This window comes from Caballeronia sp. LZ043, from assembly GCF_031451075.1.
Classification (GTDB): domain Bacteria; phylum Pseudomonadota; class Gammaproteobacteria; order Burkholderiales; family Burkholderiaceae; genus Caballeronia.
In genome coordinates this window covers 1,275,548-1,290,953 of sequence record NZ_JARUXT010000001.1, presented here as the reverse complement: position 1 = coordinate 1,290,953, position 15,406 = coordinate 1,275,548, and the positions used below count along the sequence as shown (strand labels likewise).

At 59.6% G+C, this 15,406-nt stretch carries 14 protein-coding genes; 2 read left to right on the top strand and 12 right to left on the bottom strand.

Annotated features, from left to right (window positions below; genetic code table 11):
- Positions 1-159, top strand: a 159-nt coding sequence (locus tag QCE64_RS05740; RefSeq protein WP_310004155.1) for an IS3 family transposase, incomplete at its 5' end; no start/stop codon positions are given.
- 36 nt (positions 160-195) lie between these two features.
- Here QCE64_RS05740 and QCE64_RS05735 read toward each other — a convergent pair.
- The 10 genes from QCE64_RS05735 to guaB all read right to left on the bottom strand — a co-directional run bounded on the left by QCE64_RS05735 (position 196) and on the right by guaB (position 13,343).
- Positions 196-696, bottom strand: coding sequence for a hypothetical protein (locus tag QCE64_RS05735; RefSeq protein WP_310003030.1), 501 nt, complete (start codon positions 694-696; stop codon positions 196-198).
- A gap of 289 nt (positions 697-985) precedes the next feature.
- Positions 986-1,246 carry a PDDEXK nuclease domain-containing protein gene (locus QCE64_RS05730; RefSeq protein ID WP_310003028.1) on the bottom strand — a complete coding sequence of 87 codons (261 nt, stop codon included), beginning with the start codon at positions 1,244-1,246 and terminating at the stop codon, positions 986-988.
- Between the two features lie 127 nt (positions 1,247-1,373).
- Complete coding sequence (locus QCE64_RS05725; protein WP_310003026.1) at positions 1,374-3,749, bottom strand: restriction endonuclease subunit S; 2,376 nt, start codon at positions 3,747-3,749, stop codon at positions 1,374-1,376.
- On the bottom strand, positions 3,742-4,782 hold the full coding sequence (locus tag QCE64_RS05720) for a PDDEXK nuclease domain-containing protein (RefSeq protein ID WP_310003023.1): 1,041 nt from the start codon (positions 4,780-4,782) through the stop codon (positions 3,742-3,744). The genes QCE64_RS05725 and QCE64_RS05720 overlap by 8 nt, the downstream gene beginning before the upstream one ends.
- Complete coding sequence (locus tag QCE64_RS05715) at positions 4,779-6,257, bottom strand: class I SAM-dependent DNA methyltransferase (RefSeq protein ID WP_310003021.1); 1,479 nt, start codon at positions 6,255-6,257, stop codon at positions 4,779-4,781. Before QCE64_RS05715 ends, QCE64_RS05720 begins: the two co-directional genes overlap by 4 nt.
- A 25-nt stretch (positions 6,258-6,282) precedes the next feature.
- Entirely contained in the window at positions 6,283-8,673 is a 2,391-nt protein-coding gene (hsdR, locus tag QCE64_RS05710) for an EcoAI/FtnUII family type I restriction enzme subunit R (RefSeq protein WP_310003019.1), read from the bottom strand.
- Positions 8,674-8,782: 109 nt separating this feature from the next.
- Positions 8,783-8,974, bottom strand: a complete 192-nt coding sequence (locus QCE64_RS05705) for a transcriptional regulator (RefSeq protein ID WP_309915518.1) — start codon at positions 8,972-8,974, stop codon at positions 8,783-8,785.
- Positions 8,975-9,198: 224 nt separating this feature from the next.
- Entirely contained in the window at positions 9,199-10,782 is a 1,584-nt protein-coding gene (gene guaA, locus QCE64_RS05700; RefSeq protein ID WP_309808098.1) for a glutamine-hydrolyzing GMP synthase, read from the bottom strand.
- 187 nt (positions 10,783-10,969) lie between these two features.
- Complete coding sequence (locus tag QCE64_RS05695; protein WP_310003017.1) at positions 10,970-11,830, bottom strand: hypothetical protein; 861 nt, start codon at positions 11,828-11,830, stop codon at positions 10,970-10,972.
- Positions 11,831-11,882: 52 nt separating this feature from the next.
- Positions 11,883-13,343: an IMP dehydrogenase gene (gene guaB / locus QCE64_RS05690; protein ID WP_309915511.1), complete on the bottom strand. Its 1,461-nt coding sequence runs from the start codon at positions 13,341-13,343 to the stop codon at positions 11,883-11,885.
- Positions 13,344-13,541: 198 nt separating this feature from the next.
- Here guaB and QCE64_RS05685 point away from each other — a divergent pair, with 198 nt between their 5' ends.
- Positions 13,542-14,516: a DMT family transporter gene (locus tag QCE64_RS05685; RefSeq protein WP_309915507.1), complete on the top strand. Its 975-nt coding sequence runs from the start codon at positions 13,542-13,544 to the stop codon at positions 14,514-14,516.
- A gap of 13 nt (positions 14,517-14,529) precedes the next feature.
- Here the strand turns inward: QCE64_RS05685 and QCE64_RS05680 are convergent, their stop codons facing one another.
- Together QCE64_RS05680 and QCE64_RS05675 are read right to left on the bottom strand one after the other, a co-directional pair.
- Positions 14,530-14,856: an RnfH family protein gene (locus QCE64_RS05680; RefSeq protein WP_310003015.1), complete on the bottom strand. Its 327-nt coding sequence runs from the start codon at positions 14,854-14,856 to the stop codon at positions 14,530-14,532.
- The gene (locus QCE64_RS05675) at positions 14,853-15,290 is read right to left on the bottom strand and encodes a type II toxin-antitoxin system RatA family toxin (protein ID WP_309831957.1); all 438 of its coding nucleotides are present in this window, start codon (positions 15,288-15,290) and stop codon (positions 14,853-14,855) included. The genes QCE64_RS05680 and QCE64_RS05675 overlap by 4 nt, the downstream gene beginning before the upstream one ends.
- Positions 15,291-15,406 lie beyond the last annotated feature (116 nt).

Genomic DNA, 15,406 nt, shown 5'->3' with positions numbered 1-15,406 from the left:
AGGTACCGCACGCAACGCGAAGCCGTCGCGGACTTGTTCGAATACATCGAAGTGTTTTATAACCGCAGTCGTCGTCATTCATCGCTTGGCTTCGTGTCGCCAACCCAGTTCATGCAAGACTGGGTTGTGGCTCAGCGGACAAGGAATGCCGCTGCATAACCCGGGGCCTCTGGAAGGCGAAAAACCGAGGGAACCTCAGTTCGAGAAGGTGAGCGCGAGCAGCGAGTACACGACCGTGCTTCCTCCGAAAAAGAACACGATGCGTGTATCGAGCCGCTTGATCTTGAGTTGAACCCAGTACTGCGCGCGTTTCAGCCCAGCGTCGTCGTAGCGGATCAGACGCTTGACGTTAGTTTCATCATTTTCGATTTCGGTGATGAAGGTATTCGTCGTTTCCTCTTTCCAGCGCAGCATGACCATGAACGAAGTAACCGGTTCAACGAGCGTAGCGGAGACGCCGAACAAGCAAGTCAGAATACAGAGAACAAGCGCGATATAAGCGAGTGCCGGCGTATGCCGGACCTTGTACCAGAGGCCCGCGATGACAAGCAGAAGCATGCATAACGCGCCCAGCACGAGCAGCAGACGAACCAGCTTTCTCGACCGCTCCATATGCAGCTTTTTCGAAGGCTTGTAGGGTTCAGCATCCGCCAGGTCTTTCAGAATTGCCTTCAGGTCGTGCATCAGGTCTTCCATGAATCAATAATCCATGAACAAACTGCCGTCACACGAGAAAGCCCGCACTTGGCGGGCTCTGAAGTTGTCACTCGCGGCTGACTCAGTCATGCGCGTAGGGGTGACACAAGTGCGAACAAGCTCGCGTTCCGAGCTTGTTCGACCCTTACTCCCACTCGATCATCAACACCTCGCCCAACTCCGCACGGTCAAAGGGTTTGGTTGTGATCGGAAAAAGACTTACCGTCGCTCATACCGTCAGAAAAGCAGACGCTGTGCTGACGCGGGTTTGTGGAGTATCGGCGTATCATCAATCAACACCAATCATACATAACTTGAGACCGCACATCAGCCCCGCTTTTTGGGTCCAGCATTGGGCAACAGCTCCGGGCGACGGCGCCTGATCCTTCAGCTTTTTCGGGATCGTCTTGGTGATTTCGTAAGCCGCCACACTGATGCGCTTGCGCGCGTCACGCAGCGCGTATTCGACAATGGTGCGCTTCTTCTCTTTGCACAGCACGATGCCAATGTCTTCAATGTATTTATGGCCTTGATCCAGCACCTGACCCATGCCCGATATCAGAGCCGCAAATACATAGAGATTCCGGCCCGATCTGAGACAAGGAATTTTCCCCGCAGCCCTCCCCGCTTCCAGCGGCCGTCAGTTGGTAGAGATTCGGCCTGTCCAAGAACCGTCATTAATCGAAACCTAATCTCGATTGCTGCGCGGTCCTTGGTGGCAGTCCTCGAGGAATGATGTTCTCTCTGCGGAGCCAATCAAGCCATCGGCCGAGCTCGGCTGGGGTGAAGCGTGCTTTACGTTCGTGCCAGTTCTCGCGAACATCGAAAATGATCTGCGTATCCGTCGGTTGAACACCATCGATTAGGAAATCGTTCCAAACGGCGAAAAGCGTAGCGATGATCTCGACCTCTTCGGTCTTCTTGCCTGCCAGGGCGTAAATCAAACGATCAAATTCAGCCCGCTGGCCGGACGACATCAGGGCTTCGGCTCTCGCTGCGGGCTCCGACAGCGCCGACAAGCAGCGGTATTCCGTCTTTTTCCTGCCGTTGGCCAAGGTCTTTTCATTGACCTCGAACCAGCGTTGGTCTTGACCTTGCCGCTCGAAATCATAAATCCAGGCATCCAGTGGCCCCGCAGCTTCCCGCTCGGGCTTCAAATCCAAATCCAGGCCATTATGTGCTTGCGCCAGATACATCACCTTGGCGGCAGCGGTTCGACCGAAGTATTGGGCGTTGGCGAGTTTGTTGATTGCATAGCAGCCGATGCTGGCACGGTAGGTGGTGAGGTCAATGACTTGGGCTTTTGAACGCGACGTTCGCTGGAGTTCTCCAGCTGTATTGCCTCGCGATTGTGCACGAATCAGATTGCTCAGCAATTCGGTTTGCTTGTCATTGGTCGCGTCGATCCGCTGTTCTAGAGAGTCGCATAAAGCCATCAATTGATCGATGCGAGCGACAATGCGATGTTGTTCAGCGAGAGGCGGAAGAGGAACAACACAAAGTGAAAGCTTTGTACCGTTAAAATTCGCTTGCCCACACTGTTGAACAATTTCAGGTTCGATTTGAGTTGATCTGAAATAGGGAGCATTCATGGCTAAGCTCATGAAAACTGGACTCAGTAACCCGTCAAGTAATCTGATCCTAATCAGATAAGATGCGAATGTCGCCTGCTCGGCATGGCCTGTGTATCGCGCCGTTTTTCCAACCAGCTCATAGCTGTTCGTGCGGTTAAAAAGAATATCATCTGGTTGAAGGAAAAGGCGAGGCAGTTCGTCGATTTCTGGCGAGACATACTTGAATCCTTCATCTATCAATCGACCATCAACAATATTTCCCATTCGATAAACAGGAACAAGTGAGGAATCGTCACACGTTTTCTGTGATGTTCCATAATCTACCGACTCCGCAAGCTCGGCAATCCTCACCCATCGCCAATTGTCAGGAACAGGAAATGGCTCATCTACTTGAGCGATTGAAGGTACTGGCTTGGGCTTCTTGATCTTGCCTGTCTTCACCAGCCGCTGTTTCTTGGCTTCGATTTCCGGCAGCAGTTCGCTGGCGGGCTGGTCGTCCGGCCTTTGCGGGATGAGTTTGCCCCTCATTCCCAGTTGCAGAATGGCTTTGCGCAGTTCGGTGACGTTTTCCTTGACGGTGTAAAGCTCTCCGAAGTGTTCGGCGAGGAAGTTCTGGGCGCGCTGGTGCTGCCCAGGCTCAGCAATGTTTAGCAGTTGCTTGATGGCTGCGGCATGAACCGTCAGACGTGCTCCCTGCTGTGCAGAACGCAGTTTTTCCAGCTCATCGCAACGGGCCATCAGTTCGTCGATTTTGGCGATGATGCGGTGTTGTTCATTCACGGGAGGGAGTGGGTGAACACTGCGAATGGCGTCATCCGTCCCCAAACGAGGCATTTTTACACCGTACATCAGTGAATTTACATGCAAAAGAAAATCCGGTCGTTTTAGAAGCCAACGAAGAAACTCAGGGATCAATGCTTTGCTTGGAACGATCGGCACTATTTCAGTGGTGCAGACTCCATCTGAATCTGCCACCATGACCTTGTCCAAGTACGGACGCAGCTTTCCATAAAGAACGTCGCCTTTCTTGAAAGTTGACTTGGTGGATTTTGATTCGCGCTGACAATACCTTGCCCGACAGATGAGCCGAGAGGTTTCCTTTTCGATGTCCTCCAAATCAAGCAGCCAGGCATCGTCATCAATATGACTCGGATCGATATTTGGCCTTCCGTTGTAATCGGAAAAACACTGCAACCTCGCCCACTCCCATCCCTGCGGCAACACATATGGCTTTTCTTTTTCCGTCACCTGCGGCAAGGAATTGGATTTCTTGACCTTGCCTTCCTGCACCAGCCGCTGTTTCTCGGCTTCCACCTCTTGCAGCAATTCCTTTGCAGGCTGCTCGCTCGGATCTTGCGGCACCAGCCTGCCCTGCATGGCCAGCGTCAGGATCAGCTCGCGCAGTTTCTTGATGCCATCAGGTGCAGCAAAGGCGGTGTCGAAATGCTTTTCCAGTAGTTGGGCGGTGTGCTTATTCATGTTCGCCTCCCAGTTCGCGTTCGAGCTGTTCGATGCTGGGCAGGTTGGTTTGCAGTTCTTCAGGTAAGGATTCGATCAATTGATATTCCGCAACGCCGATGGGCTGGGTCTTGTCTCGCAATGCGTATTCGGCCACCACGGTGTTCTTGCTCTTGCAGAGCAACAGGCCGATGGTGGAATTGTCCTGCTCGGCTTTGACCTGCATATCCACGGCGGTGAGGTAGAAGCTCAACTGACCGAGGTGTTCTGGTTTGAACCTCTCGGCTTTCAGCTCGATGACCACGTAGCAGCGCAGCTTGAGGTGGTAGAACAACAGGTCGATGTAGAAGTCATCACCCCCCACTTCCAGATGGACCTGGCGACCGACGAAGGCGAAACCCGCGCCCAGTTCCAACAAGAACTGGGTGATGTGCTTGACTAGCGCTGATTCAATTTCCCGCTCGTTGGCTTCCTGACCAACATCCAGGAAGTCGAACAGGTAGGGATCCTTGAGGGCTTGCCGAGCCAGATCAGTTCCCGGCGCGGGGAGACGTTCGGTAAAGTTGGTGATTGCCTGACCTTCTCGTTCCAGCAGGCGGGTTTCGATATGGATTTCCAGCGTGGCGCGCGACCAGCCGCGTTCCACGGCACGCTGGGCATAGGCGAGGCGCTGTTCTGGTTGCTTCAGCTTGGACAGAAGCACCAGATTGTGGCCCCAGGGCAATTGTCCAACAGCCTGTTGGACAATTGCCGCGTCCGGCCAGGCGTCAGCGAAGGAACGCATGTACATCAGGTTGGCGCGGGAAAAACCCTTCATCTCGGGAAAGGCTGTCCTGAGGTCGTGCGCCAGCCGCTCGATGACCTTGGCCCCCCAGCCTTGCTCGGCCTGTCGTTGCAGAATGTCACGGCCGATCTGCCAGTAGAGCTGCACCAGTTCGCGGTTAACGGCCAGCGCGGCTCGCTGCTGGGCACTGTGGATGCGATTCTTCAGCTCGCCCAACCAGTTGGCATAGCCTTCCGGGGCTGTAACGAGTGACACGGGCTTGTCGCTCATTCCGCCTCCCCGCTGGTGACCTTGAGCGCCGCCAGCAGTTCGGCTTTCAGCGCTTGCTGGGCAACCTGCAACTGGCGGCTGATGTCCTGGTATTCGGCCATCAGTTCGTCCGGATCACCTAGTTCGACAGTCACCTCGTGCGGGTTCTTGCAGTCCAGGTTGTAGTTGCGAGCAGCCAGATCCTTGGCAGAGACCTTCCAGGCATGCTCCGTGGTCTTGCGCCCCTTGCGTTGCGGGCCGCCCCACCAGGCTTTCTCGCGGTCGAACTCATCAATGGTCAGCGGCTTGGAACGCGAATAGCTCTTGTAGCCATCCGGATAGGGATGCTCGAAGAACCATACGTCCTTAGTAGAACCGCCCTTCTCGAAGAACAGGATGTTGGTGGCGATGCTGGTGTAGGGGGCGAACACGCCTTTGGGCAGGCGCACGATAGTGTGCAGGTTGAACTCTTCCAGTAGTTCGCGCTTGAGCGTGGTTTTCACCCCCTCGCCGAACAGGAAGCCATCCGGCAGCACCACAGCGGCACGGCCCGTGTCGTGCCTGAGCAGGTGCATGATCAACGCCATGAACAGATCGGCGGTCTCGCGGGTTTGATGCTTGGCGAGGAAATTCTTTTCGATGCCATCCTCTTCCATGCCACCGAATGGTGGGTTGGTGATGATGATGTCCACCCGGTCGCGCGGACCATAGTCCTTGAACGAGCGAGAAAGCGTGTTGTCGTGGCGGATCCGGCTAGGCACGTCGATGCCGTGCAGCATCATGTTGGTCATGGCCAGCATGTGCGGCAGGGGCTTCTTCTCGACGCCATGGACGTTCTCTTGCAACAGCCGGTTGTCATCGGGCGTCTTGACGCGCCTCTTGAGGTGCTCGATGGCGCAGGTCAGGAAGCCGCCCGTGCCGCACGCCGGGTCGAGGATGCTCTCGCCGAGTTTCGGGTCAAGAATATCGACCATGAACTGCGTGACTGCGCGCGGAGTGTAGTACTCGCCAGCGTTGCCGGCCGACTGGAGGTCGGCGAGGATCTTCTCGTAGATATCGTTGAACAGGTGCCGGTCGCTGGATGAATTGAAATCCACGTCCTCTTCAATGGCGTTGATCACCTGACGCAGCAGAGTGCCCGACTTCATGTAGTTGTAGGCATCCTCGAAGACCGCGCCGATCACCCGGCCTTGCGCGGACACACCCGCCTTGGTGGCAAGCTGTTTCAAGGAAGGAAAGAGGTCGTTGTTGACGAAGTCGATCAGCTCTTCACCGGTCATGCCTTCCGCATCCTTGGCCCAGTTGCTCCAGCGAAAACGGCTTTGCAGCGGTGAGCGGTAGCTGGACTGGGTGAGCTCCCACTCCTGTTCCTTGTCGTCAAAGATCTTCAGGAACAACAGCCAGCAGATCTGGCTGATGCGCTGAGCGTCTCCATCGACGCCGACATCCTTGCGCATGATGTCCTGGATGGATTTGATAAGAGTTGCAAGTGACATGAATACTTCCTGGGTCTAGTTCTGGTCAGGCACGGTAGAGCTCTCGTTCGAGCTCCCCCACGGCCTGTTGGTATTGCGTCTTCCCGCCAAAGGCACGTATCAGTTCGATCGGTGTGCCTAGGCGGTTGAAGGGGGCGATGGCGAGGATTTGCGTTTCCTCGATGGCGGCCACACCTTCGTCGGCATACTTGTCGAGCAGGGCTTCGAGTACCTTCTGCGCTTGCTCGCCGTATTTGGCGAAGTAGTGGCGCTTCTTGACATGTTCGGCCCGCTCCTTGCGCGTGAGTGGGGGTTGATCCCAGGCCACGTGGCACAGCAGATCGAAAGGGTCGAAATCCTTGCCGGATTGCTTGTCCACCTCGTCGGCCAAGGCCTCAAAGAAGATCCCCTGATGGGCCAGCTCGTCGATGATGGCCTGCTTCTTCTCGGCCTTGCTCCAATGGCGCAGGAAATCGTCGAGCGACGAGAACTCCTTGACCAGGGTGTTGCGGGTGTAGTCCTTCAGGGACTCGGTGATCAGCTTGCCGTTGGCGTCAAAGTACTGCACCCGCTCGGCCACCACCTTGACCTCGACGTTGGCGACAACGTAACGGCGCACGCTGCTGCCTTCCTCACCTAGCAGCGGTTCGGCTACACCGCCGGGGGACGTAGGGTTGTCGTCCGGCATCGGATAAGTGAATTCGTCGTCAGGCGACGCCTCCCCATCTTCTTCATCTGGAGGAAGCGGTGGCTCGCCAGGGCTTGGCTCATAGATTTGCACGGGATCGCCGTCGAAAGCCGGATCGGCGAACAGTTCGGTCGCTTTCTTGAAATCGAGTATGGTGAACCAGTACTTGTCGAAGTCCTCGTTGATGCGCGTTCCTCGACCGATGATCTGCTTGAATTCGGTCATGGACTGGATGCGTTGATCCAGCACGATGAGCTTGCAGGTCTGGGCATCGACGCCCGTGGTCATCAGCTTGGAGGTGGTCGCGATGACGGGGTATTTGCTTTCCGGGAAGATGAAGTTATCCAGCTCCATCTTGCCTTCTTCGTTGTCGCCGGTGATGCGCACGACATAGCGGTGGTTCTGCGCCACCAGGTCGGCGTTTTCGTTGACCAGCGCCTGGCGCATGCGTTCGGCATGGTCGATGTTGTCGCAGAAGACGATGGTCTTGTCGAAGCGGTTGCTGGCTTTCAGGTATTCACTGATCTTGCGCGCCACCACGTGCGTGCGCTGTTCCAGTACCAGCGTCTTGTCAAAATCACGCTGATTGTAGATGCGGTCTTCGATCTCGTTGCCGTGCTTGTCAAGCATACCCTTGTCGGGACGCCAGCCGGCCAGGTCCTTGTCCAGGTCGATGCGCACCACCTTGTAGGGTGCGAGAAAGCCGTCGGCGATGCCCTGGCGTAGCGAGTAGGTGTAGATGGGCTCGCCGAAGTAGTCGATGTTGGATACGTCCTTGGTTTCCTTGGGCGTGGCGGTCAGGCCAATCTGTGTGGCGGAATGGAAATACGTCAGGATCTCGCGCCAAGCCGAATCTTCAGCGGCGCTGCCTCGGTGGCATTCGTCGATCACGATCAGATCGAAGAATTCCGGGCTGAACTGCTTGTAGATGTTCCGTTCTTCTTCGTTACCGGTGACGGCCTGGTAAAGCGACAGGTAGATCTCATACGACTTGTTGGCCTGCCGCTTTTGGATCTTGGTCATTGCCGCACCAAACGGCTTGAAGTCGTTGGTCATGGTCTGATTGACCAGGATGTTGCGGTCCGCCAGGAACAGGATGCGTTTCTTGGCACGCGACTTCCACAACCGCCAGATGATCTGGAAGGCGGTATAGGTCTTGCCTGTGCCCGTGGCCATCACCAGCAGAATGCGCTTCTGCTCTTTGGCAATCGCCTCGATGGTTTTGTTGATAGCGAGCAACTGGTAGTAACGGGGCGTCTTGTTGCTGCCGTCGCTGTAGTAGTCTTGGGCCACCAGGGCCTGTTGCTGCGTGTTTAGCCCCTGATGCTCTGCCCACCACTGCCACAGCGTATTGGCACTGGGGAACTCATCCAGGCTGAATTCGCGCTCAATAATGCCGTCCTTGGCAATCTTGTTGTGGAACAGGAAGCCATCTCCATTGCTGCTGAATGCGAAAGGCACTTGTAGCATTTCGGCATAGCCGAGGGCCTGTTGCATGCCCGAGCCGATGGCATGCTTGTTGTCCTTGGCTTCGACGACAGCAATGGGCAGGTTGGGCTTGTGGAACAGCACATAGTCGGCGCGCTTGTGCTGGCCGCGTGTGTGCAATTTGCCGCGCACGATGATGCGCCCCTTGGTCAACAGGAACTCTTCGCGCACTTGGGTCAGAACATCCCATCCGGATTTTTCCAGGGCCGGCGTGATGAACTTGGTGCAGATATCGCGTTCGCTGAGTGTCTGCTTATTCATAGAACGTGGTTGCTCCCATGCTGACTTCCCCCTTGGCTGCCTGTCGTTCGACGCTCAACACTCCATCTTGTGACCGGCACAAGGATGTCATCCTCTTTGACCATGACACTCAATGCAACACGATCACAAATTCAGTTGCCAATGCGGCGGGCTGAACGTCTCGAACATCGCGTTGCAGCGAAACCGGTCCGTAATCGGCCATCTTCTTCAGAGTGCACGACAGGCTCGGAACCTTGCGGCCGCTGAGTTCGACCAGTTCCGTCAGTGACTTCGGCTGTCTCTCATGGATCAGGCGCAGCAAACGAAGGTTGTCGTCCGAAAGGGCTGCGGCAAGCGACGACAGAGAGGGAAACCAAACTTGCGGCGACTCGCTCCCCTGTCCGGCCTCGATTTTGCCGCAGGCCTACCGCCAACTGTTGTGCCGGCCAGCGATAGCCGCCGATAGGTTCAACGACATATTTTCTTTTAAACCAACACGTTGACTTACTTTCCGATAGCCGGCGATAGTCCCCGAAGGACCTGATTTCACTCCCACTCAATCGTCGCCGGCGGCTTCCCCGAAATGTCGTACACCACGCGATTGATCCCCCGCACCTCATTGATGATGCGATTGCTCACATGCCCGAGCAGTTCATGCGGCAGATGCGCCCAGTGCGCGGTCATGAAATCCAGCGTCTGCACGGCACGCAGCGCGACCACATACTCATACGTGCGTCCATCGCCCATCACGCCGACGCTCTTCACCGGCAGGAACACCGCAAACGCCTGGCTCGTCAGGTCGTACCACGACTTGCCCGTTTCCTTGTCGATGGTCGTCCGGAGCGTCTCGATAAAAATCGCATCCGCGCGGCGCAGCAGATCCGCGAACTCCCGCTTCACCTCGCCGAGAATGCGCACACCCAGACCCGGACCCGGGAACGGATGGCGATACACCATCGCGGGCGGCAGACCGAGCTTCACGCCGAGTTCGCGCACTTCGTCCTTGAACAGTTCGCGCAGCGGCTCGAGCAACTTGAGATTCAGCGTCTCCGGCAAGCCGCCGACGTTGTGGTGGCTCTTGATGGTGTGCGCGCCCTTCTTGCCCTTGCCCGCAGATTCGATCACGTCCGGATAGATCGTGCCCTGCGCGAGCCAGCGTGCATCGGTGAGCTTGTCGGATTCCGCGTGAAACACTTCGACGAACTCCGCGCCGATGATCTTGCGCTTCGCCTCCGGATCCGTCACGCCGGCGAGCTTCTGCAGGAAGACTTCGCTGGCATCGACGTGGATGACCTTCACGCCGAGGTGATCCGCGAACGTCGACATCACCTGCTCGGCCTCGTTCTGGCGCAGCAGGCCATGATCGACGAACACGCAGGTCAGCTGGTCGCCGATCGCGCGATGCAGCAGCGCCGCCGCCACCGATGAATCCACCCCGCCCGACAGCCCGAGAATCACCTTCTCGTTGCCCACCTGCGCGCGAATCTTCTCGACCGCTTCGTCGATGTAATGCCCCATCTCCCAGTCGGGATTCGCGCCGCACAGCTCCAGCACGAAGCGGTCGAGCATCGCGCGGCCCTGCACCGTGTGCGTCACTTCCGGATGCCATTGCAGGCCGTAAAAGCGGCGGTCGTCGTCGGCCATGGCGGCGATCGGGCATGACGGCGTCGAGGCCATCAGCTTGAAACCCGCCGGCAGATCCACGACCTTGTCGCCGTGGCTCATCCACACCTTCAGCATGGAGTCGCCCTTCTCGGCCTTGAAGTCCTCGATGCCTTCGAGGAAGCCCGTGTGGTTCAGCGCCTGCACTTCCGCATAGCCGAACTCGCGCACATTGCCGAGCTCGACCTTGCCGCCCAGTTGATCTGCCATGGTCTGCATGCCATAGCAGATGCCGAGCACCGGCACACCCAGATCGAAGACGATTTGCGGCGCGCGCGGCGACTTCGCCTCGGTGACCGAATTCGGGCCGCCCGACAAAATGATGCCCTTCGGTGCGAATTCGCGGATGAAGGTTTCATCGACGTCGTACGGATGAATCTCCGAGTAGACGTGCGATTCGCGGATACGCCGCGCGATCAGCTGGGTGACTTGAGAGCCGAAATCGAGAATCAGGATTTTGTCGTGCATGGCTGCGGCCAAAGGCTAGAAGAACGATGGTTGTCGATGCTGCCGGCCCGCCCTCGTGCGCGAGCCGCCAGCGAAGTGTTCGCAAATGAATCGACGGCCGGCGCCCTGGCCGACCGTGCTGGTATGTCCTGTTGCCACCCGCGCCCCGCCTGCTTCGCGACGGCGCCGGCCCGGGAAGTGCGCGCGTTCAGCGCGGCGCTCCGCTTGCCGGACCCGTGCGCGGAACGAGCGGATCACGTGGATCAAGCGGATCACGCGGATCAAGCGGATCGAGTGGATCCAGCCGCCGGCCAGTCGCCGGATCGATCCCGCCGCTGATCTCCGGCTCGATGCGCCTTCCGGTCGCAGCGTCGATCTCGTGTCCGCTGACCGGATCGAGCTTGCGGCCCGTGACGGGATCGAGTGTCGCGCCGGTTGCGGGATCCACGGCGCCGCCATCGAGCGGACGGCCCGACGGCTCCACCATGCGGCCGCTGACGGGATCGATGCCGGTCGCCTCGGGCGCCCGCGCCGAAGGGCGCACTGCCGTATCCGGCGGTACCGCAACGGGAACCGGCGCCACGGGCGTCACGACCTCGTCGCGTGTTTTCGCCGCCCGCTTCTCGGCACGTTGCGCCGAAGCGGCGCCCGCCTGCGCGGCGCGCTCGCGCCGGCGCACCGCCGACGACAGCCTCACGCTGCCGAACCCGAGCACCACGAGCACGACACCGACCACCGCCGCGCTCATCTGTCCGAAGCTGTCGACCTGCGGCATCTTCAATCCGAGCAGCCAGACCAGCACCACGACGCCCGACAGCCACTGCACGTGCCCCGAAACGCGCGCCGCCCGCGCGGTCAACGCGCCGTCGACGGCCGCGTGGAACGCGAGCCATGCGAGGCCGATCAGCGCCACCCCGAGCAACTGCCCGGCGAATGCGGGCTGCACACGGATGGCATCGAGCTGCAACGCGCTGTACAGGCCCGCCCATGGCGTCAGCAGGAACAACAGGCCGAACGCCAGGAAGATCAGGGCATTGATGACCAGTACGACGCGCAGCAACGGTTTCATGGGCAGTCCAGGTCAGTTGACGAACAAGCGCGAGGCCACGGAACGGCGACGCTCAATCGACGTGATAGTTGGGCGCTTCCTTCGTGATCTGCACGTCGTGCACATGCGATTCGCGCATGCCCGCCGCGGTGATCTGCACGAACTCCGCCTTTTCGTGCATTTCCGTGATGGTGCTGCAACCACAATAGCCCATGCTCGCGCGCACGCCGCCGACAATCTGGAACAGGATGGCGTTGACCGAGCCCTTGTAGGCCACGCGGCCTTCGATGCCTTCCGGCACGAGCTTGTCGATGTTCGCCGAATTGTCCTGGAAGTAGCGGTCCGCCGCGCCGTCCTTCATCGCGCCGACCGAACCCATGCCGCGATACGCCTTGTACTGACGGCCCTGATACAGGAAGACGTCGCCCGGGGATTCCTCGGTGCCCGCCAGCATGCTGCCCATCATGACGACGTTCGCGCCCGCTGCCAGCGCCTTGGAGACGTCGCCCGAGAAGCGCACGCCGCCGTCCGCGATGACCGGCACGCCGCTGCCGCGCAGCGCTTCCGACACATTGGCGATGGCCGTGATCTGCGGCACGCCGACGCCCGCGACGATCCGCGTCGTGCAGATCGAGCCCGGGCCGATGCCGACCTTGACCGCGTCCGCGCCGTACTCGACGAGCGCCTTGGCGGCCGCCGCCGTTGCGATATTGCCGCCGATCACCTGCACATGCGGATAGTTCTGCTTGACCCAGCGCACGCGCTCCAGCACGCCCTGGCTGTGACCGTGCGCGGTATCGACGACGATCACGTCGACGCCCGCCTGCGCCAGCGCATCGACGCGTTCTTCATTGTCCGGACCGACGCCCACCGCCGCGCCCACGCGCAGCTTGCCGTCTTCGTCCTTGCACGCGTCCGGATTCTCGGTCTGCTTCGTGATGTCCTTCACGGTCATCAGGCCGCGCAGTTCGAACGCGTCGTTGACGACCAGCACGCGCTCCAGACGGTGGCTGTGCATCAGCGCCTTGGCCTCGGCGAGCGAGGTGCCTTCCTTGACCGTCACGAGCCGCTCGCGCGGCGTCATGATGGTGCGCACCGGCTCGTCCATGCGCTCTTCGAAGCGCAAGTCCCGGTTCGTCACGATGCCGATCAGCTGCGCGCCCTCGACCACCGGAAAGCCCGAGATGCCATGTTGCTGCGTCAGCGCGATGACATCGCGCACGCGCATTTGCGGCGGCACGGTGATCGGATCGCGCACGACGCCGGACTCGAAACGCTTCACCTTGGCGACTTCGCGCGCCTGTTCCTTGGCGGTGAGATTCTTGTGGACGATGCCGATGCCGCCCAGCTGCGCCATGGCGATGGCGAGCCGGCCTTCGGTGACCGTGTCCATGGCGGCGGACACGAGAGGCATGTTCAGGGAGATGTTGCGAGTCAGCTGGGATTTCAGACTGGTGTCGCGCGGGAGAACGCTGGAGAAGGCGGGCACGAGGAGCACGTCATCGAACGTGAGTGCTTTCTGGATCAGACGCATGGCAAATCCTATGGGCGCAAAAGCAGATTATACCGATAGTTCTCCGGGTTTTCACTGTCCGAACAGCAAGTTAGGCCGCTCGTCGGACAAAAACCGGGCCTGCGCCGCGCCGCGTGCGGGATCGTCTTCGCGAACCGCGCGCGGGGCGCGCATGCTACGCTTCGCGCCTTCTTCAGGATGCGGACGGGGACTCGGGCAATGCAGCGCGGTGTGATGTACGGAATGTCGGCGGGGGCGATCTGGGGTTTCATCTTTCTGGCGCCGCGCATTCTGCCCGACTTTTCGCCGCTCACGCTCAGCATCGGCCGCTATCTGATGTACGGCGCGGTGTCGCTCGCGGCGGCGCTGCCCATCGCCCGCGGTTTGCTCAGGAAGCTCACGCGCGCCGACTTCGTCGCCCTCGCCCGGCTCGCGCTGGTCGGCAACCTGCTCTACTACATGCTGCTCGCGAGCGCCGTGCAGCTCGTGGGCGTGGCGCCGGCCTCGCTGATCGTCGGGATCCTGCCGGTCACCGTCACGCTCGCCGGCCGGCGCGATCATGGCGCAATCGACCTCAAGCGGCTCGCCGGTCCGCTGCTGCTCGTGGTGGCGGGCATCGCCTGCATCAACCTCGATGTGTTCCGCGATCTGCTCGGCGTGTCCGGGGCCGTGTCCCACGCGAGCATTCTCACGCGCCTCGCGGGCCTTGCCTGCGCCGTCGGCGCGCTGGCCGCCTGGACCTGGTACGCGGTGGTCAACGCCCGCTATCTTCAGGCGAACGATCACTTCGACGGCAGCGAGTGGTCCGTGCTGTGGGGCATCGTGACGGGATTGCTGGGTGCGGTGCTCGGCGTGATCGCCTGGATGCTGCCCGCAGGCACCGTCCAGGCCGCTGTCGCGCCCGAACGCTGGCATCTCTTCTGGATCGTGAGCATTGCGCTCGCAACCGGCGGTTCATGGCTCGGCAACATGCTGTGGAATGCGGCGGCGAAGCGCCTGCCGCTCACGCTGTCCGGTCAGATGATCGCGTTCGAGACGCTCTTCGCGCTGCTCTATGCCTTCATCTACGACGGCCGTTGGCCGCGCACGCCCGAAGTGCTGGCGGTGGTGCTGCTGCTCGCGGGCGTCAGCTGGTCCGTGAGGCAGCATACGGTGCGGCCGGCGGTTTCCACACGGGAAGTCCCGGCACATTGACACGAGTCAACGCTCAGCGCACATCCTTCGACTGCCACTTGCGCCCTTCGATCGATCCCGCACGCCGCGCTTTTTCGACGCGGCGCAGGCGAGCCGTCTTCGGATCCACCGTCAGCGGCCGATAGATCTCCACGCGATCGAACGCGACGAGCACGGCATCGAGCGTACTGAGCTTGCCGAACACGCCGACCTTCTGCCGGCTCAGGTCGATGTCCTGATGCACGCGCAGCACGCCGCTCGCCTCGATGGCCTCGCGCACGCTCGCGCCGTCCTGCAGCGTGACCTGCGCGAGGAAGCTGGCGCCGTCGGGCAGGCCGTAGCACACGTCGATCTGCATCATGGCTTGCCGTAGCGCTGGTCCGCACGCTTCACGAAGGAATCGACGAAGGTATTGGCGATATGACTGAACACTGGCCCGATGAGCTTTTCCAGAATCACATTGGAAAACTCGTAGTGCAGTGCGAACTCGATCTTGCACGCATCGGCCCGCAGCGGCGTGAAGCGCCAATAGCCGGTGAACTTCTTGAAAGGGCCGCTCAGAAACTCCATATCGATACTGGTCGGCCGTTTCTGCGTGTTGCGCGTGGCGAAATGCTGCTTGATGCCCTTGAAGCTGATGTCGATCTTGGCTTCCATGCCGTTCTCGTCATGGCGGCCTATCTCGACGCCGCCGCACCAGGGCAGGAAATTGGGATAGTCGGCGACATCGGTGACGAGGTCGAACATTTCCTCCGCCGAATGGCGGATCAACACGGTTTTCTGGACATCTGCCATATAGGGCGCAGCGAAGGCTGAATTGGGCGGCAACGCGCAAGAGAACACGGCATCAGAACATTCGCGTGCCGGCGCGCTGCTAAAATCGTGATTTTAAACGAGTTGAGCACTTTCCA